General features: G+C 55.6%; 22 protein-coding genes. 11 read left to right on the forward strand and 11 right to left on the reverse strand.

Annotated elements, in window-relative coordinates:
- Positions 1–101: 101 nt before the first annotated feature.
- From H8K27_RS08850 to pal, 3 genes are all read left to right on the forward strand, one after another.
- Complete coding sequence (locus H8K27_RS08850; protein ID WP_186862825.1) at positions 102–2942, forward strand: TonB-dependent receptor domain-containing protein; 2841 nt, start codon at positions 102–104, stop codon at positions 2940–2942.
- A gap of 244 nt (positions 2943–3186) precedes the next feature.
- Complete coding sequence (locus H8K27_RS08855) at positions 3187–3729, forward strand: MarR family winged helix-turn-helix transcriptional regulator (protein WP_186862826.1); 543 nt, start codon at positions 3187–3189, stop codon at positions 3727–3729.
- Between the two features lie 129 nt (positions 3730–3858).
- Positions 3859–4386 (forward strand): peptidoglycan-associated lipoprotein Pal, encoded by a 528-nt coding sequence (pal, locus tag H8K27_RS08860; RefSeq protein WP_176802626.1) that lies wholly within the window; start codon positions 3859–3861, stop codon positions 4384–4386.
- Positions 4387–4503: 117 nt separating this feature from the next.
- Here the strand turns inward: pal and H8K27_RS08865 are convergent, their stop codons facing one another.
- Complete coding sequence (locus H8K27_RS08865; RefSeq protein WP_186862827.1) at positions 4504–5019, reverse strand: arsenate reductase ArsC; 516 nt, start codon at positions 5017–5019, stop codon at positions 4504–4506.
- Positions 5020–5238: 219 nt separating this feature from the next.
- Positions 5239–5817, reverse strand: coding sequence for a L,D-transpeptidase (locus tag H8K27_RS08870; protein WP_230419112.1), 579 nt, complete (start codon positions 5815–5817; stop codon positions 5239–5241).
- Positions 5818–5993: 176 nt separating this feature from the next.
- Between H8K27_RS08870 and murQ the strand changes: the two genes are divergently transcribed.
- Together murQ and H8K27_RS08880 are read left to right on the forward strand one after the other, a co-directional pair.
- Entirely contained in the window at positions 5994–6929 is a 936-nt protein-coding gene (murQ, locus tag H8K27_RS08875) for an N-acetylmuramic acid 6-phosphate etherase (protein WP_186862828.1), read from the forward strand.
- Between the two features lie 74 nt (positions 6930–7003).
- Positions 7004–7912, forward strand: coding sequence for a LysR family transcriptional regulator (locus H8K27_RS08880; RefSeq protein ID WP_186862829.1), 909 nt, complete (start codon positions 7004–7006; stop codon positions 7910–7912).
- A gap of 45 nt (positions 7913–7957) precedes the next feature.
- Here H8K27_RS08880 and H8K27_RS08885 read toward each other — a convergent pair whose 3' ends face one another.
- From H8K27_RS08885 to H8K27_RS08905, 5 genes are all read right to left on the reverse strand, one after another.
- The gene (locus H8K27_RS08885) at positions 7958–9277 is read right to left on the reverse strand and encodes a serine hydrolase domain-containing protein (RefSeq protein ID WP_186862830.1); all 1320 of its coding nucleotides are present in this window, start codon (positions 9275–9277) and stop codon (positions 7958–7960) included.
- 44 nt (positions 9278–9321) lie between these two features.
- Positions 9322–9921, reverse strand: a complete 600-nt coding sequence (locus tag H8K27_RS08890) for a M15 family metallopeptidase (RefSeq protein WP_186862831.1) — start codon at positions 9919–9921, stop codon at positions 9322–9324.
- 180 nt (positions 9922–10101) lie between these two features.
- Positions 10102–11904, reverse strand: coding sequence for an ABC transporter substrate-binding protein (locus tag H8K27_RS08895; protein WP_186862832.1), 1803 nt, complete (start codon positions 11902–11904; stop codon positions 10102–10104).
- Complete coding sequence (locus tag H8K27_RS08900; protein WP_186862833.1) at positions 11901–12896, reverse strand: M14 family metallopeptidase; 996 nt, start codon at positions 12894–12896, stop codon at positions 11901–11903. The genes H8K27_RS08895 and H8K27_RS08900 overlap by 4 nt, the downstream gene beginning before the upstream one ends.
- 45 nt (positions 12897–12941) lie before the next feature.
- Entirely contained in the window at positions 12942–14261 is a 1320-nt protein-coding gene (locus tag H8K27_RS08905; RefSeq protein WP_186862834.1) for an AmpG family muropeptide MFS transporter, read from the reverse strand.
- Between the two features lie 291 nt (positions 14262–14552).
- On the opposite strand from H8K27_RS08905, the gene H8K27_RS08910 reads away from it, so the two are divergent.
- From H8K27_RS08910 to H8K27_RS08920, 3 genes are all read left to right on the forward strand, one after another.
- A complete protein-coding gene (locus H8K27_RS08910; protein ID WP_230419114.1) occupies positions 14553–15503 on the forward strand; it encodes an N-acetylglucosamine kinase in 951 nt (316 codons plus the stop codon).
- Entirely contained in the window at positions 15500–16303 is an 804-nt protein-coding gene (locus tag H8K27_RS08915; RefSeq protein ID WP_329604375.1) for an N-acetylmuramoyl-L-alanine amidase, read from the forward strand. Before H8K27_RS08910 ends, H8K27_RS08915 begins: the two co-directional genes overlap by 4 nt.
- A gap of 324 nt (positions 16304–16627) precedes the next feature.
- Positions 16628–16825 (forward strand): hypothetical protein, encoded by a 198-nt coding sequence (locus H8K27_RS08920; RefSeq protein WP_329604376.1) that lies wholly within the window; start codon positions 16628–16630, stop codon positions 16823–16825.
- A 160-nt stretch (positions 16826–16985) separates the two neighbouring features.
- Here the strand turns inward: H8K27_RS08920 and H8K27_RS08925 are convergent, their stop codons facing one another.
- The 3 genes from H8K27_RS08925 to H8K27_RS08935 all read right to left on the reverse strand — a co-directional run bounded on the left by H8K27_RS08925 (position 16986) and on the right by H8K27_RS08935 (position 20043).
- A complete protein-coding gene (locus H8K27_RS08925; protein ID WP_329604377.1) occupies positions 16986–17825 on the reverse strand; it encodes an HDOD domain-containing protein in 840 nt (279 codons plus the stop codon).
- A gap of 153 nt (positions 17826–17978) precedes the next feature.
- Positions 17979–18467 (reverse strand): CreA family protein, encoded by a 489-nt coding sequence (locus H8K27_RS08930; RefSeq protein WP_186862836.1) that lies wholly within the window; start codon positions 18465–18467, stop codon positions 17979–17981.
- A gap of 112 nt (positions 18468–18579) precedes the next feature.
- The gene (locus H8K27_RS08935; protein ID WP_186862837.1) at positions 18580–20043 is read right to left on the reverse strand and encodes an APC family permease; all 1464 of its coding nucleotides are present in this window, start codon (positions 20041–20043) and stop codon (positions 18580–18582) included.
- A gap of 261 nt (positions 20044–20304) precedes the next feature.
- Between H8K27_RS08935 and H8K27_RS08940 the strand changes: the two genes are divergently transcribed.
- The 3 genes from H8K27_RS08940 (at position 20305) to H8K27_RS08950 (ending at position 25437) form a co-directional block, all read left to right on the forward strand.
- Entirely contained in the window at positions 20305–20688 is a 384-nt protein-coding gene (locus tag H8K27_RS08940) for a DUF2946 family protein (RefSeq protein ID WP_186862838.1), read from the forward strand.
- Between the two features lie 101 nt (positions 20689–20789).
- Positions 20790–23108 (forward strand): TonB-dependent receptor, encoded by a 2319-nt coding sequence (locus tag H8K27_RS08945; RefSeq protein WP_186862839.1) that lies wholly within the window; start codon positions 20790–20792, stop codon positions 23106–23108.
- A gap of 115 nt (positions 23109–23223) precedes the next feature.
- Positions 23224–25437, forward strand: coding sequence for a TonB-dependent receptor (locus tag H8K27_RS08950; protein ID WP_186862840.1), 2214 nt, complete (start codon positions 23224–23226; stop codon positions 25435–25437).
- Between the two features lie 79 nt (positions 25438–25516).
- On the opposite strand, the gene H8K27_RS08955 is transcribed toward H8K27_RS08950, so the two are convergent.
- A complete protein-coding gene (locus H8K27_RS08955) occupies positions 25517–25861 on the reverse strand; it encodes a hypothetical protein (protein ID WP_186862841.1) in 345 nt (114 codons plus the stop codon).
- Between the last annotated feature and the right edge of the window lie 20 nt (positions 25862–25881).

The raw sequence follows: 25881 nt of genomic DNA on the forward strand, positions 1-25881 counted from the left end.
ATTGCAGCCTGTCCAGACTGGTGCAAAAAAAAATCCTGATAACAAATCCCGCCAGCACAGCCGCGCCCGCGGGAAACAACATATGACATGAGGAGAACACAGTGAAATTGAAAACGATTGCCCATTGCATTGCCATCATCGGTCTGGCCAACGGAGTTGCAGCCTGGGCACAGGAAAAAAACAATGACAGCACAGCTCCACAGCGGGTAGAAATCACCGGCAGCAGCATCAAACGCATCGCTGCCGAAGGCGCCCTGCCGGTCGAGGTGATTACCCGCAAACAGCTCGAAGCTGCCGGCATCGTGACCGCGGAACAACTGATCTCCACACTCAATATCAATGGCAACGGTTCGGACAATCTCGCCAGTAATGCAGACGTCACGTCTGGTGCGCAACGCGGCAATAACGGTGCCACCTCAGCCAATCTGCGCGGTCAGGGTTCGGACAGCACACTGGTATTGCTGAATGGCCGCCGCATTGCCACTCATGGTATGAAAGGTTCGGCAGTCGATCTGAACTCGATCCCGATGGCAGCAGTCGAGCGCGTCGAAGTGCTGAAAGACGGCGCATCCGCGATCTACGGTACGGATGCGATTGGCGGTGTGATCAATTTCATCCTGCGTAAAAATTACACCGGACTGGAAGCCCAGGCATTCACCGATCTGACACAGCAAAGCGGTGGTGATATTCACCGCGTGTCCGTCGTTGGCGGCTTCGGCAATCTGGACAGCGATGGCTACAATGTGCTGCTGACCGGCACCCACAGCGAAAACCAGGCGCTGCGCGGCAATCAGCGCTCGTTTGTAAATACCTTCCAGCCAGACCGCGGCCTGTCGGTCGATACGCGCGGCACACCGTTTGCAACGGTATTTGCCACTTCGCTGGCCAACACCATCATGAGCAGCAAGAGCAATACCGGCCCGGTTTATCCCGGCACCACGCAAGCCATGAATGCCATCAACGTGCTGAACCTGCCGGGCGGCGCGGGCTGCGGATCAGTGGACGGCATGGCCGCTTATGACTATAAAATCTGGGATGTCGCCTCTTCCAAATATGCCTGCGCCTGGGACACCGGCCGGGCTGCCGTTTTGCAGCAACCTGTCACGAACGATAATTTTGTTTCACGGGCGACCTTCAAAATCGGCGAACACCAGCTGTTTGCCGAACTGGTCGGCTCCCGTGTGGAAGTCGCCAAGAGCTTCTCACCAAATCAGGTTTCCCCCGGCTCGAACTTCCCGGCTTCGTCCTTCTATCCGAAAACCGGTGCCGCCTATGACTCAGTGTTCAATGCCATTGCCGCCGTATTCCCCAGCATCAAATCCAACTATGGATTACCGATTGCCTACCGCTGGCGCTGCATGGAATGCGGTAACCGGGAAATTTCCACCAAAACCGATGCGGCACGCCTGCAACTCGGCGCGGACGGCCAGATCGGCAAATGGGATTACCGTGTCGGCCTGTCGCGCGCCTACAGTGAATCGCAATCCACGCTGGGCAATGGTTATAACTACACCGTCGCACTGGCCAACGCACTCGGCAGCGGCATCATCAATCCTTTCCTGATGCCGGGGCAAAAACAAAGTCAGGCAGCAATGGATCTGATCGCCAGCACATCTGCCAAAGGCGTTGTGCTGTATGGCGGAAAAACCACGCTGACCCAGGCGGATGCCGCGGTATCCGGTGAGATTTTTAAATTGCCGGCAGGTGCCGTGATGGCTGCGATCGGCACCGATCTGCGCAAAGAAGAATATGCATTTAACGGTGATGCCCGTGCCGCCAGTGCGCGTCCGGCTATCCTGAACGCACCGTTCGACGATGCCAATGCACTACCGTCGGTCAGCCGCGATATTCGCGCCCTATATGCCGAGTTCCTGGTGCCGGTCACCAAGTCACTGGAAGTCACGCTTGCCGGCAGACAGGATCATTACAGCGGCTTCGGCAACACCTTCAATCCGAAAGTGGCTTTCCGTTTCACGCCGGCAGAACAACTGCTGTTCCGCGGCTCTTACAATACCGGCTTTCGCGCGCCATCGTTCAATCAGCTGTTTAACGGCGTCACCGAGTCGCCTTATTCCGGCAAGGATCTGGTTGATCCCGCGACCTGCCCGAGCCTGAAAGCAGACAGCACCAAACCCGGCTGCGGCGTCATCACACCCAATACCCTGACCGGCGGCAAACCGAATCTGGGACCGGAAACGGCCAAGCAGGGCAGCATCGGCGTGGTCTGGGCACCCAGCCGCAGCTTCAGCGCCAATATGGACTTGTGGGAAATCCGCAAAGAAAACACCATCACCTCGCTTGACCTGACGACCCTGCTGCAAAACTACAACCTGTTCCAAGCACAGTTTATCCGTGATGCCAGCGGCGCCATCGTGCAGATTGACCAGCGCTGGGTGAATGCAGGCTCCAGCATCACGCGGGGCATTGAGTTGGGTGCCAACGCCAATGGCGCTATCTGGAACGGAAAATGGACCGCAGCGATAGACGGCTCTTATCTGCTGGAGAAAAAATCACGCCCGAACGCCAATGCCCCTTATGGCGCCAGCGAAGTCGGCCGTTTCATTTTCACCGGCGATCTCGGCCTGCGCTGGAAACACACTGCTTACGTCACGTACTCAGAAGGCAGCTGGACGACGATGTTCTCGCAGATTTACCGGTCCGGCTACAAGGATCAGGTATTGCCGGGCGTGGCAAATGGTCTGGTCACGCCATCCAATTACAATCCGGATGTCAAACCGTATTCGGTCTTCAATCTGAGCGTGTCCTACAGCGGCATTAAAAACATGACGCTGACCGGTGGCATCAAAAACCTGCTCAATACCGATCCGCCGTTTGCCATCACTTACGACAGCAATACCGGGGCCGGCAGCTCATGGGAACCTCGGGTCGCCGACCCGCGTGGCCGCTCATTCACGCTGATGGCGAATTACAAGTTCATGTAACTCTTTCAGCGCCATCCGGCATATGTTGAAAGCAGCGCGGCAAGGAGAAATCCTTGCCGTTTTTTTTATAATTTCTGAACCCACATCGCGTCACCACCGCACAGGCAAGGTGGAAGTCCGCTGCCAACATAGCGAAAAGACATGATCCCGTCATGATCGCTTGCTAAACTCACGATGTTGTCTGTTTGCACCAATTATATTTGTCCAAATAGATATGCTACACTAGCAGGATAGGAGGATTTGCATGCCAAGAAAAGCTGTCACGCAAAAAAACCCGTCGGCCAATCTGTTATCAGAGCAGGAAAATGCGCAGGGCACAGCGCCGGATTTACGTCTGGAAACGCTGAAAAAAATCCGGATCATGATCCGTGCAGCGCAACAGCATTCGCTCTGGATAGAAAAGCAGTGCGGCATCAATGGTGCCCAGTTGTGGATTATCCAGGAATTGCAAGAAGCAGCCGGTTTGCGGGTGGGTGAAATTGCGAAGCGTTTGTCCATTCACCAGACGACCACCAGCAATCTGCTCGATGGGCTGGTGAAAAAAGGATATGTGAATAAAGAGCGCGATCCGGAAGATCAGCGGGTGGTGAAAGTGCATCTGACCAGCCAGGGAAAATCTCTGCTGAAACGTGCACCGCAACCCGCCAGAGGTCTGCTGCCGGAAGCCATGCGGAAAATGAGTGATGACAGCATCGCCAGCCTGCATGCGGGATTGCAGGAAATACTCGACAGCATGGATGCGCTGGATGAAGGATTCGCCCTGTTGCCACTACCCTTCACGATGTAGGCAACAGCAAGGTATCAAGGTTTGCAGTAAAAAGTCACGACTGACTTGAGGGAATTCAGCCGTGACCTGTTCTGATAACGGTCAGAAATTGTTATTCCCCAAAACCAGATCCCAAAAGAGGAAATTTCCATGCGCTCTATTTATCAGGTATCCACCATCAGCCTCGCCGCATTATTCATGGCAGCTTGCAGCTCGCCAGTGAAAGTCGCTGAACAGCCGGCAGCTCCTGTTGCCACCGTGGCAAAACCAGCACCGGACACACGTGCCGTTGCTCCGGTCACTGCACCAGTTGTCGACCCGCTGGATGATCCGAAAAACATCCTGTCCAAGCGCAGCGTTTATTTCGACTTCGACAAATACAATGTGAAGCCTGAATTCAATGCGCTGGTCGAAGCACACGGCAAATACGTCAGCAGCAGCAAAACTAAAAAAGTCATGATTCAGGGTAATACTGACGAACGCGGCGGCAGCGAATACAACCTGGCGCTCGGCCAGAAGCGCGCTGAAGCAGTGCGTAAGGCAATGGTAATCTCCGGTGCGGCAGATGCCCAGCTGGAATCCGTCTCTTACGGTAAAGAAAAGCCAAAAGCAGCGGGTCACGATGAAGCAGCATGGGCAGAAAACCGCCGTGCAGACATCGTCTACGTCGCTAAGTAATTCAGGAAACACCATCGCGGCGCACGTCGCCGCGATCGGCAACATTGCCCCATCACCGGCCAACCGGCCAACCGGCCATCAGCCCATTTTCAATGCGCAAATGGCGCATGAAAATACTCATTCCACAGACACAGACTGCGCTTCCGGATTAAACGCCGTGATCGCATGGTGAATCGCGTTTTTCTCCAGCATTGGCAAAGGTAATGCCACGAAATTGCTGACACAGCCCATGATTTGCCGGAACACGTGGTGAAAGGCGGCGCGCTGTGCTTCATCGCTGCCATCTGCCAACGCCGGATCAGCAAATTCCCAGTGCGCCGTCAATGGATGGCCTGGCCAGACCGGACAAACCTCTCCCGCAGCATCGTCACAGACCGTGATAATAAAATCCATCTGCGGTGCATCAGCTGCGCTAAATTCATTCCAGCTTTTACTGCGCAGATTCTGCAAGGGATAAGTCGTCTCCCGAATTTGCTCAAGCGCCAGCGGATGCACCACACCAGTTGGAAAACTGCCGGCTGAAAATCCCCGGAACCGGCCATGTCCCATCGTATTCATCAGCGCCTCTGCCATAATGCTGCGCGCTGAATTGCCGGTGCACAAAAACAATACGTTATAGACTCTGTCGCTCATTGCGTTCTCTTTTTTTTAATTGATTTTTTTACTCTGATCGGCATCTGGCCTCTGCACATCAGGTGCAAACGGATTTTGCAGAATCAGATTCTGTCCAGCGTGATCAGGCTGGCTATTTCTGATATTAGAAATAATTTACGTACTTGTCACGTAATGATTGCGTGAAGCAGCACGGCTATTCTCTACAGCGATGGTGATCGCAACCGCCGCAGCCGGTTTTCAATCAGCGTTTTCAGCCAGCATCTGTTCCAGCCCGGCCTCCCCGATCAAGACAGCGGTTCCGGGGCCGATCCGTTCGAACAGGGTAATAATATCTGTCGAACGCATACGGATACAGCCGTAGCTGGCCGGAGTGCCAAGCAGGCTTTCCTGCGGTGTGCCGTGGATACAGATGAAGCGTGTATACGCATTCCGGTTACGCTCTTCGGTGCCGCGCAACCACAAAATCCGGGTCACCACCGGATCACGGCCCGGTGCATCAATCCCCACGATTTCACCGGTCGGGATACGGTCTTTGAATACGGTTCCGGCTGGCATGCCGCCGCCGATTTTTTCCGCCACTTCCATCCTGCCAGCGGGTGTCATATAACTATCCGGCATATCACCGATCCCCCGCTGCGCCGTCGAAACAGGATAACGTGCGACAATCTTCCCTGCTTCCAATAACACCATCTGCTGTTCCGGTACGGAAATCAGTATCCGGTGACGCTGATCGCGCAACATCTCACCAGTATTCAACTGGCATGCAGAAAGGAAAACCGCCATCAGCAGCAACAGGAAGCAACGGGGACACCGCATGGAATATTCTCCGGATCAGAAGATGGTGACGATACAGCATAACGAAGCGCCATCGCGCTGGCTAATGCTGATTTTCCGGCGTTGCATTACCTGCGGTTATGACTGCGTGATCAGCTTTCATTGGTTGACTGCCAGTCGCAACGTTAAGGTAAAAGGGTTTGACGGAGAAAAAGACCATGCTGAATACGGAAACTCCCAGCAGCCTGCATACGGCACTGGACACCTACCCGACAGCGACGCTGACGGCGGTGCTGATCGATGATCAGTATCATGCGGTACAGGCAGTCCGTGCGGTAGCTGCCCGGATTGCCCAGGCCGTCGACGCTGCATTGCCACGGATACAGGCCGGTGGACGGCTGATTTATGCCGGTGCCGGCACATCGGGCAGGCTCGGTGTGCTCGATAGTGTGGAACTGCTGCCGACCTTTTCCTGGCCGAATGAACGCGCCATCGGCCTGCTGGCCGGCGGGCAGCAGGCGATGTTTATCGCCGTCGAAGGAGCCGAAGACAATACGGAACAGGGTGCCGCAGATATCGCTCATCTGCACCCGCAAGCGGACGATGTGGTGCTGCTGATTGCTGCTTCCGGCACGACGCCATACGTTCTCGGTGCGCTGCATGCTGCACGCGCCGCCGGTGCGCTGACCATCGGGCTGGCAAACAATCCCGCCACACCACTGCTGCTGACGGCGGATATCGGCATCGGACTCGATACCGGCAATGAACTGATTTCCGGCAGTACCCGATTAAAGGCCGGCACCGCCCAGAAAATAGCGCTGAACACGTTTTCCACCGCACTGATGGTGAAGCTGCACAAGGTTTATGGCAACCTGATGGTGGATGTGAAACCGACCAATGTAAAGCTGCTGCGCCGCACTGTCAGCCTCGCCATGCATGCGACAGGGCATGATGAGAAAACCTGCCGCCGGATTCTGGAAGAATGCGATTTCCACGTCAAGACGGCCATCGTAGCGCTGCAGCGTCACATCAGCGTCAGCGCTGCCGGACAATTACTGGAACAGCATCAGGGGGATGTGCGCAGTGCGCTGGAATCAGCCATTCCAGATGCGCCGCACATGCAACGTCGTGCGGATGAAAAGCTTTCACCGTAACGTTCACGGCAACAATCCGCGCTGCAGGTACAATCGCGGAACGGGCACACCTCATTTCAGCCATTCATGTCACCATGCGATTACGCCACATTGAAGTTTTTCATGCAATCATGCAGGCGGGCACCATCAGCGGTGCCGCACAGTTACTGAATATTTCCCAGCCTGCCGCCACCAAGGTATTACAGCATTGCGAACTGCAACTCGGCCTGAAACTGTTTGAGCGCATCAAAGGTAAACTGCATCCGACACCGGAAGCACATCAGCTGTTTATCGAAGTCGATAAGCTCAACCGCGATCTGCAGTCGGTGCGCCGCCTTGCCAATAATCTCAAGAACCATCCGGATGAAGCGGTAAGGCTGGCATCGACACCCACCTTGTCGGTAACGGTGATTCCGGCTGCCCTGGCCGCATGGCGCGCCAGATTTCCGCAAATTCACTGCACGCTCGCAACTCATCACACCAGCGATATGGTCAATGCCTTGCTGCTTGGCGATGTGGATTTTGCGTTTTCCCTCTACGATCCGTGCCATCCGAATCTGGCTTCTGAGCCGCTGGTACGCGGCAGCATGACGGCGATCGCACCGATGGGCAGCTGGTCGCGCATGCTGGACAATCAGCCGCTGCCAGTCGCCGACTTGCCGAAAAACCTGATTACGCTTGATCTGGACGATCATCTGGTCAGCCGCGTCATGGATACCTGCGAAGAACAAGGCATCCGCTTTAATTCCTATACCGAGGTGCAGACTTATGTACTGGCGCGCACACTGGTCGAGCTGGGCGCTGGCGCAGCGGTGATCGATCCGTTTACTGCCGCCACTGCCAATCACGACAAAGTACAATGCCGCCCGATGTCGCCACAGGTGCCTGTCGATTTATTTTTGCTGACTAAAAAATCGACTCCTCTGTCCCGTTCAGCCCGCGCATTTGTCGACTGCGTGCAGATGGCAGGCAGCGACTGCATCGCCAGAACAGGCGGAGAATAATCCATCCAGCCCGTACTGCCGGTACCGCAGTAAACCTGCCCGTCTTCAGTACAAAGTCTCTGCCAGGGCCCCCAGAATCTGCTCTTCCCAGCGGTTCATACTGGAATACAGGCCAGAATTCTGTTCCGGATCGGCACCAGTGCCGCCAGTTATATAAATGATGCCATTACGCTGCACCGGATCAAAGATAAAACCGGACTGCAAACCATAAGCAAAACCCAGATGACCGACGCCGGTCAGTCCTTGCGGTTGACCCGGCAACGGCGGCGTCATACGGTCGCCGCGCGCATCGTCACGGGTGCCGGTGAATACCTGCATACCCAGCGCCCATGACTGAAACAAACCGCGGTAATGGTCACCATTCGTCTGGACACCTGCCTGATAACGCCATTGTGGTGCGATCAGCGTCCGGACCGAAGCCGGCTGCAGCAGACGGATGCCATCCAGCTCCCCCTGCTGCATCAGCATCAGCATAATGCGGCTCAATCCACGTGCACTGATGCGCAGCCCGCCGTGCGGACTGAACAGCGTCGCGTTGCTGCCCGGCTGATAATGCAGCAGATAGGGCATGGCCGCAGGTGCCTGCTGATGGTAGTCATCGACTTGTGCAACCCAGGGGCCTGTACTATCCCAGCGCTCCTGCACCTGTTTGCGGTACAGCGTCGCTAACTGCGCGAGCTGCGCCGGAGCCAGATTCGCCGGATGAAAACTGCCGCTGATCTTCAGCGGGTCCAGCACCAGTTGCTGCATCAGCAGATCAAAACGCTGACCGGAAACCGCCTCCATGACAGAACCGATGACACCCCAGTTCAGATTGACATAGCTGAAGAAGCTGCCGGGCCGGAAATCGCGTCCGCTGGCATCCGGTGCTGCCCACGGCGAAGCATCGCTGCCAGCCTCACCCTGCAGAACCTGTCGCAAGGTCATGTCTGGCGGAAAGTTATAACCGGCATCATCTCTCAGCGAAGAAGTATGGCTCAGCAACATGCGCAGCGTGATCGCTGAATCGGGATAATGCGGATTACGCACGCGGTATCCCAGATAATGGCTGACATCTTCGTCCAGATCGAGACTGTGCTGCTCCACCAGGCGCATCACACCTATTGCCGTTACCATTTTAGAGACAGAGGCAACCCGGTACAGGGTTGAAGCATCCGCAGGCAGATGATGGGCAGACTGTGCCGGATCGATATAACGCTCGCCAAACTGTTGTTCATACACGATCCGTCCATTGCGTATTGTCAGCACCGACAGGCTTGCCAGCGGCCGTTGCGGATCACGCTGGATGGCGTGCAGTTTTTCAGTCACAGCCGGAAAGGATGTGCGGAGTGCCTCGTCGCCCGTCATCTCAGCCGCTGAAATCATCGTCGTCACCAACATGACAAGTGTAGCGCATGCTGTCAGCATGATTAGTCAATGCGCAGGTAAGTCTGGCGAACCAGCGCCGGATCGCCGCAATTGAAATGCCACCACTCGCTGTTGATGCCGCGAAACCCGCCGTGAAACATGGCGGCCCGCAACATATTGCGGTTGGCCTGCTGTGCATGACTGATCTGCCCTTCAGCCAGCATCCTTTCTTCCAGCGCAGGATGCGATTTTTCCGCCAGCTCATCGAAACGGCTGCCCATATCCAGCTCCTGCCCTGCTGCATTCAGCAGAGTCACATCAACCGCCATGCCGAAAGAATGGATAGACCCGCGGGCCGGATCTGCCACATACATTTGCAGACGGGTGCCGTCCAGATGCTGCCAAAGCATTTCCTGAACTCGGTGCGGACGCAATGCATCCAGCACCAGAATGCGCATTCCCGGCGCATGCTGGGCCAGATAGCGCACTGCCCGCTGCAAGGCATCAGCCGCTTCATGATGCAGCCAGGCGCAATCGAGATCGCCATACAGGTCGCGCCCGACAAAATTGTCTGCGCCGATATAACGCAAATCAACGGTCACACCATCTATCGTATTGAGGCGACGAAAATCGGGATGACCGGCAATCAGTTCACAACGCATGTACAGCTTCTCCAGATAAAACGGACAGAAACCATCCGCGGAAAATATCAGAATTTTTCATCGCACAGCATAAAATCAGACCGCAAGGTATACCAATGAAACTTTACCCGGTGCATATAACCGGAACTCATTTCCTGTTGCGCCGGACAGCATTTCTGCAGCGTCCGGCACAGCATGTCTTCAATGCAGATTCTGCTGTGCATCCGGCGCAATATCGAGATAACGCCAGTTGGTGAATTCCACCGGATGGTGCTGATAATTGCGTACCCAGGGTTGCACCACATCGGCAGACAAGGGATGAATCCGCGGAATCCAAGGGTTATACGCATGCATCAGCAACGCCATCTGCTGATACAGCCGTCTGCGTTCCGGCGAGTCTGCCATGCTCCGTGACTGCTCATACAACTGGTTAAATGCGGGCAGATTAAAGCGGGCATAATTAGCCCGTCCGGTATTCGGCCCATACAGCAGCTGATAAAAATTTTCACCATCAGGAAAATCCGCGATCCAGTTTGCTTCCGTCATCTGCACCTTGCCGAGACGGGATGCACGGATGATCTCTGAATGTTTATCGGTCTTAAAACTGATGCGGATTCCCAGCGCATCCAGATTTTTGCGCCAGATTTCATCCCGCAGGCGTCCTGTGGTATTCGCCTGAGAATACATTTCCAGCCGCAGCGGCTGGCCGCCGGGCAGCGTACGGTAACCATCTGCTGCGCGCCGGTATCCGAAGCGGTCCAGCAAGGCATTGGCCAGCGGCAGGTCATGCGGAACCGGGCTTTTCAGGTTCGCGTCATAGCCCAGCACATTCGGCGGCAGCGGCGACTGCGCCGGAATCGCCAGCCCTTTTTCCATCAGGCGGATATCTTCTGCACTGTCATAACTCATGGCAATCGCCCGGCGCAAGGCAATCTTGTCCGGCGTGTAACCACCGATTACCGGATCTTCCATATTCATCCAGACATAGTAAGTCTGCAAAGGTGAAAACAAGGATAAGCGCACGCCCTGCTGCTGCAATTCCGGTTTCAATTGACCGTCGCGCAGCACCATTTCTGCCAGCGGCGGTGGCACCTGCTCCAGCACATCGAGTTCACGGTTCAGAAAAGCCAGTACACGCGCCTGCTGTTCTTCCATGATGTGAATCACCACCTGGCTGACCAGCGGCAGGCGCTGCCCCCGCAACGCCGCTGCCAGTGCCTGGGCAGCAGGGTCATTCCCCGGCTGATCCTGAAAAATCACCTGACGGTATTGCGGATTGGCCTTCAGCACCAGTCGGAAACTGCGCTGCCATTCGCTCAGCACAAATGGTCCGGTACCAGCCGGATGATTCCCCGCCTGATTGCCGTACGTTTCCATCACTTCCCGCGCCACCGCCGCCGTTGCGCCGGTCGCCAGAATAAACGGAAAATTCCTGTCGGGCGCAGTCAGCCGAATCTGCAGGGTGTAAGTATCGAGCACCTGCAAACCCGCGATTGCAAGCCGGGGATCAGTGACCGCCATCCCTTGCGGCGGCTGGCGCAATTGTTCATCGCCCAGCAGTTTTCCTTCAAACATAAACAGCCACGGTGACTTCAGGACGGGGTCGTACAGGCGGCGGATGCTGTAAGCATAATCTGCCGCTGTCAGCTCACGCGCGCGTCCCTTGAAAGCCGGGTCGGGAGAGAAAAAGATTCCCGGTTGCAGATGCAGGATGTAGGTCTTGCCGCCATCCCGCACTTCCGGCATCGATTTCAGGGTATTTGGCCGCAGCTGCAATGGCCGCGCCAGATAGTCATAGCGCAGCATGGGCTCGAAAATGTTTTCATTGATGCTGAGCGTGGCAATATCCGATGCCACTGCCGGGTCCAGCGCACTTTCCGGCGTCGTCAGCAACACGCTCAGCGTCTTGCCTGCCGCCTGAGCCGGAAACGCCGGCAACCAGGCCGCCAGGCTCAACAGGGCGCTGAACAGCCAGCATCCGGCAGCCAGGGAAAATAACTTCATGGCTGCGACTCCATTACGCGATCAATCCGGTCACTGTGACGGGTTACATAAAACCATTCCTCGCCAGCCTGGGCGGCGCTGTCGGGGAAGATCATGCGTCCGCCGAATTCGGCACGCACTTCGCTGCCGTCATGGCGGATACCGATCAGCTCTCCGGGTTGCAACTCATCGAAACTGCGCCACGGGCGCACAAAACGGTCATCAGCATGGAACTTGTCGATGACGTCGTAAATGCGCAATGCCTCCATCTCATGCATGACTTCCGGACTATCGCCTTCAATCATACCGAGATGGATCAGCGTATTGAGAATAGCGCGGTACGCGACTTCCGGCGCCTCCGGAGCCTGATGCTGGCCGCATTCCAGAGTCACGGCATAACCACCGGTGGAGCGCATATATTCCGTCGTTCCGACACCAAACCGGGCATCGGCATTCGCCACAGCCACCGGGTCTGCGCCCGGCCCCAGACTTTGCTGGCGACGGGCAACGCCGCGCGCGTAGGTGCTGAGCCAGCCATCCACCATGCGGCGTACGCCAAGCCGCATTGCCATCGCGAGTTCGGCACCGGCATGGGTAAATGGTTCGATCGCGCCCTGATTATTTTCCGGCCCGACCAGCACGAATGCTTCTCCCTCACCACGGAACGAGTGCAGATCAAGCAATACCTCATGCTCTGCCAGCAAGGGGCAGAGCCAGTTTGCGACATGGTCTTCGAATTCGACTGGTGTTGCCGCCGGAATCAGTCGCCGGTTCAGGTTGCGGTCACCCTGCCGCTGTCCGCGCTGATACGCCAGCGGATTAGCAACCGGCACCAGCGTCAGAAAACCGCTGCTTAACACAATGCGGCCGGCAGCCATCTCCGCCATCAGTCTCCGGATTGCCACCGTGCCGCAGGTTTCATTGCCGTGTACGGCGCCAGTCACAATCAGGCGAGGCCCGGCCTGCAATGATGTGTAGCGGTGCGACTCAAAAAAAAGGGGGGCGGCATTCATCGGTATTCCTGTTTATCTTCAGAGCGTTTTTTTAATCCGGGTTGATTACTTGATTTTTTCATCGGTCTTTTTACCAAATGCGGGATCGACCTTAATCAGCGCCGTTACAATTAGCGTCGGTACAGCGGCGACGCAAATCCAGATGAAGAAATGACTGTATCCCAGCCAGGTCTGCAGCCAGCCGCTGAACATACCGGGCAGCATCATGCTGGCCGCCATGAATCCGGTGCAGATCGCATAGTGCGCCGTCTTGTGTTCGCCATCTGCGACCATGATCATGTACAGCACGTAGGCAGTGAAGCCGAAGCCATAACCCATCTGCTCCAGTGCAACCGCCGTGCCGACCAGATACAGATTCTGCGGTTGTACCAGCGCCAGATACACGTACACCAGATGCGGCACATTGATTGCCAGCGCCATCGGCCACAGGCACTTTTTCAGGCCATAACGGGCTATCAGTGCCCCGCCTGCCAACCCGCCAGCCGTCAGCGCGATCATTCCCATGGTGCCGTAGACAATGCCGACTGCCTGGGTTGACAGCCCCAGTCCACCTTTATCCAGTCCATCCAGCAAAAACGGCGGCGCCATTTTGACCAGCTGCGCTTCGCCAAAGCGGTACAGCAGCAAAAACGCCAGTGTGATCAGGATATTTTTCTTGCGGATAAACTGGCCGAAAATGGTGAAGAAAGTGGCCATCACCTGATTCGGATCGCCATGCGCGCAGTCACTCTCCGGTACCGGCAAAGCCCAGCGGTGATAGAGCGACAGGCTGATGAACATCAAAGCCAGCACGCCAAAAACCACGATCCAGCCCAGCGCAACATTGCCCGTGACGTCGCGCAGGGTGCCGGCCAGATACACCAGTGCGCCCTGTCCGGTCAGCATGGAAATCCGGAAAAACATGCTGCGCACCCCGACTAATGCCGCCTGCTGATGTTGTTCCAGCGCCAGCATATAAAAGCCGTCGGTGCTGATATCGTGCGTCGCAGCGGCAAACGCCAGCAGCCAGAATACTGCCAGCGTCGCCTGAAAATAAGCAGCCACCGGAATCGTCAGCGCCACCAGACCGAACAGGCCGCCGATCAGCAGTTCCAGCGTAATAATCCAGAACCGTTTGGTGCGGAACATATCGACAAACGGCGACCACAAAGGTTTGATCACAAAAGGCAGGTACAGCCAGCTGGTGTACAAAGCGATATCCGCATTGGATATCCCCATATTTTTGTACATGATCACTGACAGCGTCATGACCGCGACATACGGTATGCCCTGGCCAAAATACAGCGTCGGAATCCAGCGCCAGCCATGACTGGCGTCGCTCTCAGAATGGGCATCGGTATCGTGAATGGCAGTGTCTCTGGTCATTATGATGTTTTCTTAATCGGTATTACCTTATACTGCTTTCTGTACGCTGGGATTTTCCCCGTTGAGCGCACGGAAAACGATTGAATTTTTGCCTTCTGCTCATAGAGAAAAGTTATACGCTGTGCTGATCTTTTCATTTCTGCAAGCGGAGCAAAGCGAACTATGATAAACGATCAATACCCTGTGCGATACCGCCGGAAACAGGCAGGCACCTCTTTCACCTGAAGTGATGATACCGTTCGCAGTCGCACCTGCTTGTTGCCGGTCTGCGCTGCCGGACAAATTAGCCGCATGATGAATCCAATACCGTCCCCGTCTCATTCCGCTGCCCTGCCCCGGCTGGGTCTGGGCATCGACACCGGTGGAACACAGACACGCTGGGCAATTGCCACCATTGATGAAAAAATCGTCGCCAGCGGCACGACCGCCGGACTGACGGCGCTGCAACTCAATACGCTGCATGGACAGACTGAATTTGGCCAGGTATTTGCCGGGCTGGCCGCCACCGCACATGCACACGGCAGCCTGCAAAGCGTCCGGGCTGGCATCACCGGCTTTGGCGATCAGGCGCATCATGCTCTGCTGCAACGGATGCTGACCGATATCCTGCATCTTCCGCCGCAGGCAATTCATCTGAGTAATGATATTGAGATTGCCTATCTGGATAATTTCCAGCCCGGCACAGGCTATCTGATTTATGCCGGCACCGGTTCGATTGCCGCATTGATCGATGAGACAGGTCAGTTTCACCGTGCCGGCGGGCGCGGCTATCTGCTGGATGACGGCGGCAGCGGCTTCTGGATTGCACGCGAGGCGCTGCGCCATATCTGGCGCAGCGAAGATGAAGAGCCGGGATGGAGTCAGCATTCACGGCTGGCACAGGAAATGTTTAAGGCGCTGGGCGGCGACAGCTGGGACGTTTCTAAAAATTTCATTTATCATCGCAGCCGTGGTGAAATCGGAACGCTGGCGCTGGCAGTCGCCGCAGCAGCCGGTCATGACGAAACCGCGGCGCGGATTCTGAAGCAGGCGGGTGCGGAACTGGCACGGCTGGGTTTGGCAATGTGCCGCCGTTTCGGTGACAAACCGATGGTATTGAGCGGGCGGGTACAGGAATTGCACCCGCTGATCGCAGATTCGCTGCGCCAGCATTTACCGCCACATATCAGCCTGCGGCGCAGCGTCTGTCAGGCACACTTTTCGGCAGCCAGACTGGCTGCCAGACAACTCAGGACTTTATGATGAAAAACTGGTTACTGATCGGCATTCTCGCCATCCTGCTGAGCGCCTGTTCCACCGTTCCCCGGCGTGATATTGATGCCAGCATTTCCGCCAAAAGCCAGGAAGACCGCGTGCAATTCCTGGTTCTGCATTACACCGCGATTGACCAGCCGACCTCGCTGCGCGTGCTCAGTCAGCAAGGCGTCAGTAGCCATTATCTGGTAGGGAATGAGTCACCCGTCAAAGTATGGCAGCTGGTGGACGAAAACCGTATGTCCTATCACGCCGGGCTCAGCGACTGGAAAGGCTACAGCCGCTTGAATGCCAGCTCAATCGGTATTGAAATCGTGAATCTCGGCTTTAAAGATACGCCGGAAGGTCGCGTCTATTTCCCGTTTCCCCAGGAACAGATTGACCGGGTGATTGCCCTGGTCAGGGAGATTGCGGCCAGGCATCAGATTCGTCCGGAATACATTCTCGGTCACTCGGACATCGCCCCACAGCGCAAATCTGATCCCGGCCCCCTGTTTCCGTGGAAGCAGCTGGCCGATGCCGGCCTGATTCCCTGGCCGGATGCCGCCGAGGTGGCGCAGCGCACGCCATTATATGAAGCGCAATTACCGGACGTTTCCTGGTTTCAGCAAAAACTGGCACGGCACGGCTATGCGGTACCGCAGACCGGCGTGCTGGATGAAGCCACCAAAAATGTGCTGATTGCCTTTCAGACCAAGTACCGGCCTGCAAAGTTTGACGGCATTCCGGATGCAGAGACCGCAGCCATGCTCGATGTGCTGGTGACCAATACCAATAAAGTGCATTGACTGCAGCAAACACCGATGCCAGGTCTGAATCAGCAATATCACCGAACTACCAATCCTGACACAATCGTTTCCATCCCGAGGATGGAAACATTGCCTGCCTGACCGGCGCTTCATCCCGCCTGCAAGCATTCTGTTCCGCACAAACTGCGCTTGGTCGCCCACACCTATCATTCTGACTGCGGAATGATTACAGTGCACCGACCGGAACACGACAAGAAAGGGGCTGTATCATGAAACTCGCTGCAAATATGGAAGGCATACTGCTGGCAGCAATCGGGCTGGTCATGCTAAGCAATCTGCTGCGTCCGTTATTTATCTGAGGTGATGATGCTGACACTGATGCTGTGGCTGATTCTGCTGGTCTTTTGCTGGCCGCTGGCCTTGCTGGTGCTGATGATGTATCCGCTGGTCTGGCTGTTGTTGCTGCCATTCCGGATCATCGGCCTTGCCGTGGATGGCGTTCTGGAGTTATTGCGGGCAATCATCATGCTGCCGGTCCGGCTGTTACGTGCCGGCAGCTGACTCAGCCGGCTGAACTTATCTGACTGAATTGATCTGAATACGCTCCTCTGGATTGAGCAATATCAGCGGACATATGATTGACGGAAACGCGGTACAGGCATCCCGTATGACGGTGAACGCAGCTTCAGGACGGCGTTCAAGCATATCTGCAATCCGGCTCTCAGTGCACGTGGTTGAATAATTCGTGCAACTCTTCCAGACGGTCTTCCAGCTCATCGCTTGCCAGACCGAGAAAATCAAGCGCCTGCTGGCCGCCTTTCTCCCATTCGGCGAGCGTTTCCTGCCCGTGATATTTGTGAATGGCGTACTCAGCCACCAGTGACAGCGCCACCAGTGCCCGTACCCGTTCGCTGGTAGCAGTATCCTGCAGCACGGCATAATCATGGTGCAGCAAAATCGCATTGCAGACTTCTTCCGGCAAGCCCCAGGTGCGGGCCATCAGCGCACCGATTGAAGTATGGCTGGTGTTGTGCTTTTCCTGCTCGATGAAGGTGAATTTATGTTCAAGCTGCTGATATGCCAGTTCCAGCGTCTGCTGGTAATCGGGAAAACGCTCCATCAGGATCGGAATGCCGATATCGCAGAACAGGCCAAACGTATGCGCCAGATCAACCGGGCAGACACGCATATAGCCGGCCAGATATGACATGGCTTGCGCGCGCTTGGAGGAAAAATCCCAGAATTTGATCAGGGATACATTTTCTATCTGTATGGATTGCCGGGCGATGATGCCTGTCATCAGCAGACCGCATTGCTGCATGCCGAGCAACTGCACCGCATGATCGACTGAAGATGCCTTCAGTCTCAGGCCAAAAAAAGACGAATTGGTGAGCTTCAGCAAAGAAGCCGACAAAGACACATCGTGGGAAATCGTGGCTGCCAGACGGCGCGGATCAGGTTCGCGGCTGCTCAGTTCGGCCTGGACATCAGCCAGCATGCTGGGGCGCGGGGGAATGCGGATGGTCTTGACCAGTGCATCAACGGACTGGTCATTCGCCACAGATGTCTTGCTTGCAGGTGTCATATCAAAGCGATAAGGGATATCTTGCAGCTGTGTATTTTAACGTAAATTACAGCGAAGAAACCCTGTACCGGCGCAGTTTTTCACATCCTGCTGCGCCGGAGCGGCAAGCACATCCTCAGCCGGAAGTGTTTATTTGAGCGGAATCGGCGTACTGTGATCGACCGCAACAGCAGTGACGCTGTTTTTCGGTGAGCCGTCAATCAGTTTGTCCGAATAAGTCAGGTACACCAGCGCATTCCGCTTCTGATCGACCATACGCACGATGCGCAATTTTTTGAACAGGATAGACAAGCTCTGATTAAACACCTCTTCCTGTTGCTTCAACGGCCCCGGAAAACTGATCGCCCCGACCTGGCGGCAAGCGATCGATGCTTCCGATTTATCCTCTGCCAGACCGAGCCCGCCGGAGATGCCACCCGTTTTGGCCCGTGAGACATAGCAGGTCACGCCATTAACTTTGGGATCATCATAAGCCTCCACCACGACTTTATGGTCCGGCCCGATCAGCTTAAATGCCGTATCCACACTGCCGATATGTTCGGCCTGCGCCGCCGTTGTACATAAACCCCAAACCAGCGCAGCGAATATGGCCTGTTTTACCTGTTTTGCCTGTTTCATGTTCATCCTTTGTCGGTATCTTTGCCGGTATATGAATCAGCATGCGTCTCTTGGCGCGACCTGTGGCTGCCGGAAACCCGGAAGCCCGAAGCCGATATGGTGCAACCGGGATTTAATTCAAGCGGGAATGACGTTTGCTGTACAAAAAATAAATACCAATCGCTATAAACATCCAGATAAAGAAAACTTTATAGGTTGTATCCGACAAATCCTTCAGGATATATAGGCAAGCCAGGATGCTGAGTCCCGGAATCAGGTAAGGCCCAAACGGTACCCTGAAACCATGATTGCCATGACCGGTTCCCTGACGGCGGATCACAGGCACAGCGCTCGACACCACGATGAACGCGACCAGCGTCCCCATGCTGACCATATCCCACAGGAACGTGGCATCCACCAGACCGGCAACAAGACCGACCACCATGCACACCAGAACCGTGTTGATGACCGGTGCGCGGGTGCGGCTGTGCACCTTCTGGAATGCGGAAGGAATCAGTCCGTCTTTGCTGATGGCATACAAAATCCGGCTCTGACCGTAAATGGTCACCAGAGTCACGCTGAAAACAGAAATCACCGCACCGGCAGATAAAATCAGCGCCGGCCAGGCTTTGCCGGTGACATTTTGCAAAATCACCGCGAGACCGGCCTCCTGCCCGTCAAACATGGCGGCAGGCTGTGCGCCGATGGCGGCAACGGCAACCAGCATGTAAAACACCGTCACGACCAGCAGCGCCGCCATGATGCCCAGAGGAACGTTTCTGCGCGGATCTTTGACTTCCGCGCCAGCCGTTGCAACCGTGTCGAGTCCGATGAAGGAGAAAAAAACTGTGCCAGCCGCCGCAGTCACGCCTGCCATGCCCGCCAGTCCCTTGCTGTTGTCAGTATTAAAAAAAGGCGTGAAGTGCTCGGCATGAAAGCCGGTGAATGCAATCACCGCGAAGAACGTCAGGATCACTAGTTTGATCATGACCATGATGGCGTTGACCGTGGCGGATTCCTTGGCGCCACGCAGCAGCAGCACACAGCAGATCATCACCAGAATCACTGGCGGCAGATTAAACTGGGACAGATGAATTTCCATGCCTTTCGGACCGGAAACGATCATCGGCGAGCGCAGCATCTCCGGAATCTGCCAGCCAATCGCATTTTCCAGAAAATTATTCAGGTAAGCCGACCAGCCGATGGCGGTTGCACTGGCGGCCAGCCCGTATTCCAGCAACAGGCAGGCTGCCACCACGAAGGCAGCAAACTCGCCGACTGTTGCATAGGCAAAGGAATAAGATGAACCGGATGCCGGAATTCTGGCAGACAGCTCGGAATAGCACAGCGCCGTCAGCCCGGCCGTCAGGGCGGCGATTAAGAATGACAGGATCACGGAAGGCCCGGCCTTGGGCACGGCTTCGACCATGGTGAAAAAAATCCCGGTACCGATGGTGGCACCGACGCCGATCATGGTCAGCGCAAATAAACCCAGTGAGCGATGCAGGCCCTGGTGCTGTTCATCCTCCGCAATGATGTCGTGCGAACTCGCCGGTTTGGTACGCAGCAATTGCTGCAGTAATGAAGTCTGGCTCAAGATCATTCCTTCTGCTTGGAAACGCCGTCTTGTGGATCGCGCTTCCCTGTTTAATCGGCTCATGCCACCGTTGCGTCACCGCACACTGCCAACTGCCGTACCGGACTCTGGGAAGCCGGTCGCCAGAGGAATATGTCATTCCGGTGACATGAAAACCGCCATCATAGCGGTAAACGGCAGGCAGATTCGCGCCGCCCGCAGGAATTTAGAAGTTTGTTGTATATCATGTTCACCGGACTTGCCGGTGTTACAATTCGCTACATGATTTTATTCACCCCGTCCCGCCGCATGGTGCATCGCCTGGTGCGCGCAGTACTGCTGATGTATGTACTGACGCTGGGCGTTGCCATGGCATCCCCCATGATCCGCTCCGATGCCATGAGCCTGATCTGTACCAGCACAGGTTACAAGCTGATCGGTCAGACAAGCGGGGATTCCACTCCGGGAAAAATCCAGCCCGGCCAGCATCTGCTGGATTGTCCGCTGTGCACAGCGACCGGCATCCCGCCGGCGTTTTCCTGTGAGCCGGTCTGCGAACCGCCTCACACCCTGTCGTATGCGACGCGCTCCATCCCGGCTGCCCGTCTCGCCTCCATCGTGTCGGCACCGTTGCCGGCCCGCGGACCTCCCTTAATCAGTCAGTAAATCTCCACACTGGTCGGACAACTTGCTGTCATTGCCTGAATGCGGCAGACCGCCGTTCGTCCGCACCTCTTTCTGTGCACATTTTTGATTGATTCCACACTATGCTGACTATCTCAGTCCCAGCGGGCCTGCGCGTCCGGAAAACCATTCTGGCCGCGGCACTTGCCTCTGCATTTTCCTGCTTTCCTGCCATGGCAATGGCGGATATCGTTCTGGCCGATGCCAGCGCATCTCTGCAATCGGTCATCATTAACGGTGACCGCCCGTCTTCCCTGCCGACAGAAATTCCAACCACGATCGAAGGCATACAAGCGCAAGAAATCGAACGCACCATCAATGCGGTGGACGCAGAAGACGCGCTCAAATACCTGCCAAGCCTGCTGGTTCGCAAACGCTACACCGGCGACTACAACCATGCCGTGCTGGCAACGCGTGCTTCCGGCACCGGGAACAGCGCACGCTCGCTGGTGTATGCCGATGGCATTCTGCTTTCCAATTTACTCGGCAATGGCGCAATTTTCACCCCGCGCTGGGGTCTGGTGACGCCGGAAGAAATCGAACGGGTCGACGTGCTGTACGGTCCGTTTTCCGCCGCTTATGCAGGTAACTCCGCCGGTGCCGTGGTGGATTACATCACCCGCATGCCCAGACAGTTTGAAGCACATGCCAAAATCACAGGCCTCAGCGAAAGCTTTCAGCTCTACGGCACCAGCCAGACCTATACCGGCAAACAACTGAGCGCCAGCCTGGGCAACCATCAGGGCGATTTTTCCTGGTGGCTGAATCTGAACCAGCTCGACAGCGATGGACATCCGATTGCCTTCACCACAAAATTAGTTTCTTCCGGTATCAGCAGCAATGTGGGTCAGGCCGTGACTGGTGCGATTGCGGGGAAAAATCCGCAGAATCAGGATTGGTGGATTCTTGGTGCCAGCGGGCAGTATCACACCGTACAGGACCATGCGAAAATCAAGCTTGCCTATGACCTGAGTCCGGTTTTGCGTGCCAGCTACACTTTCGGCTACTGGCGCAATAACATGGACAGCGGATTACAAAGCTATTTGCGCGATGCCGCCGGCAATCCCGTCTACAGCGGCGACATTAATCTGAATGGCAAAAAATATACTTTGTCTCCTGCCGATATGGCGAACAGTCAGAACCGGCTGGAACATCTGGCGCACGGCCTGAATCTGAAAAGCCGCACCAAAGGTGTATTTGACTGGGAAATATCCGCCAGCCTGTATGACTACCGCAAAGATACCGGACGCAGCCCGCTGACGGCAATGCCGGCAGCAGACAGTGGCGGCCCGGGCCGCATCACCGACCAGAGCGGAACAGGCTGGAACACATTTGCCATGAAAGGCATCTGGCGGCCCAATGCGGCACACACTGCGGAATTCGGCTATCAGCGCGAGGATTACCGGTTGCGAACCAAAATCTCCGATACCACCGACTGGCTGCACGGAGAAACGCAAAAACTGTTTTCTGCATTTCAGGGCGATACCCGGCTGCAGAGCCTGTACCTGCAGGATGCCTGGCGAATGGCTCCGCAATGGAAAAGCATTATCGGCGGCAGGCTGGAACAATGGCAGGCTGATCATGGCGTGCTATCAAATGCCGGTTCTGTTCTGAATTTCGGCAGCCGCAATGAACAGGCTTTCTCACCCAAAGCAGCGCTGGCGTTCAGTGCCGCTGATAACTGGACTTACAAGGCATCCGTCGGGCGTGCTGTCCGTATGCCAACCGTATCCGAACTGTATCAGGGCAGTATTTCCAACAACGTGATTGTGAACAATGATCCAAACCTGAAACCGGAAAAGTCCTGGACCACGGAATGGACCGCCGAACGCAGTCTCGATGAAGGAAAAGGCGTACTGCGCGCAACGCTGTTCCATGAGCGCACCAGGGACGCCCTGTATTCGCAGGTGAATACACTGGTCACGCCGAATATCACCAACATCCAGAACATCGGGGTCATCAGGACGACCGGTCTGGAACTGGTGTATCAGGCCAGCGATGTGTTCTGGCGCGGCCTGGATGTGATGTCGAGTGTTACTTATACCGATTCGGTGATCCTCCGGAATGCCGCCAATCCGGTCAGCGTCGGTAAAGCGCAGCCACGCATCCCGGACTGGCGCGCCAATCTGGTACTCAGTTACCGCCCCAATGACAAGCTCAGCACCTCGCTCGGCATCCGCTACAGCGGCCGTCAGTATGGGGCGCTGGATAACAGCGATGTCAATGCCTTCACGTACTTCGGCTTCTCCAGCTTCCTGGTTGCTGATATGCGTGTCCGTTACCAGCTCGCCAGACAATGGAGCGCCGCTATCGGTATTGACAATCTGAACAACAAAAAATACTGGGCATTCCATCCTTACACCCAGCGCAGCGTCAGTGCGGAAATCAAGTTCGATTACTGACCTGCCATGACAACCCGTAAATCGCAGAGCCCGGCGCGCCGCTCACTATACGCGATAACGTTGTCCGCTGCGGTTACCGGGAAATTTTTACTCAAAATAAATTACAAATAACATCATGAACACTTCACTGAAAACCATATTGACCGCTTCTGTTGCCTCTTTATTTCCGCTGGGTGCAGCACAGGCCAGTGAGCCAGCCACATCCGGTCAGCCTGACACCGTACTGATTCAGGCAAAAAAAATTTCCGCCCCGAATGTCGATGGCACCAGTCAGGCTGCTGCACTCAGCGCCAGCAGCGATAGCGCCGCACTGTTGCGCGATGTGCCCGGGGTCAGTCTGTATGGAGCAGGTGGCGTATCGAGTCTGCCTGCCATTCACGGACTGGCAGATGACAGGTTGCGGACACAGGTCGATGGCATGAACCTGATCTCCGCCTGCGCCAATCACATGAACCCACCGTTGTCGTATATTGATCCCAGCCACATCGGCAGCATACAGGTACTTAATGGCATTGGACCTGTCAGCAATGGTGGCGACAGCATTGGCGGCACGATACGGGTTAATTCACCTGACCCGGAATTTGCAATGGCCGGGGAAATGCTGCGCAAAGGCCAGGCCGGTGCGTTTTACCGCAGCAATGGCCATGCACATGGTGTCAATCTGAACGCCACACACGCCAGCGACGCCTGGAGCATCAACTATGCGGGATCACTTTCGGAAGCAGGCAATATCGTTGCAGCCAGCCCATTTAAAGTCGTCAGTCAGGGTAACGGTGGCAAGCCGGGACTGGCTGGCGATGTAATCGGCTCATCGGCTTACAAGTCGGAAAACCAGTCGCTGCAAATGGCCATCCGCAATGCATCTCAGCTGCTGGAATTGAAACTGGGGCTACAGAATATTCCATACCAAGGCTTTCCTAATCAGCGCATGGATATGACAGGTAACCGCAGCGAACAGCTCAACCTGCGCTACAAAGGAGACTATGCATGGGGCCAGCTGGAAGCGCGGCTATATCATGAGCATACCCGCCACAGTATGAATTTTGGCGACGACAAACAATTCTGGTATGGCAATGCACCCGGTATGCCGATGGATACCGAAGGTAAAAACAGCGGCACCCTGCTGCGTGCCGGATTACCCTTATCGGAACGTGATCAACTTAATCTGGGTATCGAATATCAGCGTTACCGCATGAATGACTGGTGGTCTGCCTCCGGCACCGGCATGATGATGGCACCGGGCACATTCGTGAACATCGCGGACGGGCAGCGCGACCGGTTTGGCATGTTTGTCGAATGGGAAGCCAACTGGAACCCAAACTGGTTTTCGCAGATTGGTCTGCGTGCAGAGCGCGTCAGTATGAACAGCGGCCCGGTCGCTGGTTATAACGCCATGGCATACGGTAACCCGGCATCACCTTTATCCGTGCCCGGTGCATTTAACGCCGCCAACCGGCAACGCGCAGATCACAATCTGGATTTTACGGCAGTGGCACGTTACACACCGGACAGCAGCTTTAGTATTGATGGTGGTTATGCGATGAAAACCCGTTCACCGAATCTGTATGAACGCTATACCTGGGCGACAAGCAATACCATGGTGATGAACATGAATAACTGGTATGGCGATGGCAACGGTTATGCCGGCAACCTGAATCTGAAACCGGAAATTGCGCATACACTGAGCGCCACGTTTGACTGGCACAGTGCCAACCCGGATCAGTGGCAATTCAAAATTGCTCCCTACTATACCGATGTGCATGACTACATTGACGCCGTTCCCTGCAGCGCAGCCAGTAAAATTTGTCCTGGCCGCAAGGACGGTTTCCTGAACCTGAGTCTCAGCAATCAGAATGCACGTTTATACGGTATGGATGTCTCTGCCAGCGCACTGCTGCTGAGCACAGAAAAATATGGCCAATTTTTAGGCAATGCCGTGCTAAATTTCCTGCATGCCAGAAATAAAGATACCGGCAGCGGTTTGTATAACATCATGCCGCTGAATGCCAAACTGTCGCTGACGCAACATCTGGGACACTGGAATACCACGGCCGAAATTCAGATGGCAGCAGCGAAAACAGATATCTCCGCTGTACGCAGAGAAATGACGACCCCGGGTTATACGCTGCTGAATCTGCGCAGCAGTTATACCTGGAAACAATGGCGCTTTGATGCAGGCATCGATAATCTGTTCAACCGCTTCTATCGCAATCCGCTGGGTGGCGCTTATCTCGGCCAAGGTGCTACCATGGGGCAAGGCGTACCCAGCGGCATCGTGGTGCCGGGCATGGGACGTTCACTGTATGCGGGTATGCAACTGAAGTTCTGAAAATTCCGGTATGCCGCCGCCATCGTCGCAACGCAGTCATGAAAACGGCGCGACTCCGGAAAGGGGTTTCGCTGTTTCGTTACAGGATCATTGAAAGTGCCGCGCCGAATACCTGGCTAAGCACGGTCATCAATCCATTCAATGCATTCTGGACTGCGATCAGTGTCAGCTGGGACACCGCCGTCAGCACCGACTCGCAGGCAGTGCGCTGCATGCGGAACAGGATTTTTCCGGTTTCGGCTGAATATCCCTGTTCCGGGTCCAGCTGGTACAGCGCTACATTGTCCGCAATACTGGCCAGCTGCACTGCCATCTTTTTAAACTCTGCAGGGGCATACACCTTGACGGCATCCCAGCCTTCGCGGAATGCACCCGCTGCGGCATTACTCATCTGTTGTTCAATCTGTTCTGCGGTCAATGTCATGCGCGATCTCCTTGTGTGGC

Origin of the sequence: Cognatundibacterium griseum, assembly GCF_014284195.1 — a bacterium.
In the GTDB taxonomy this organism is placed as follows: domain Bacteria; phylum Pseudomonadota; class Gammaproteobacteria; order Burkholderiales; family Burkholderiaceae_D; genus Undibacterium; species Undibacterium griseum.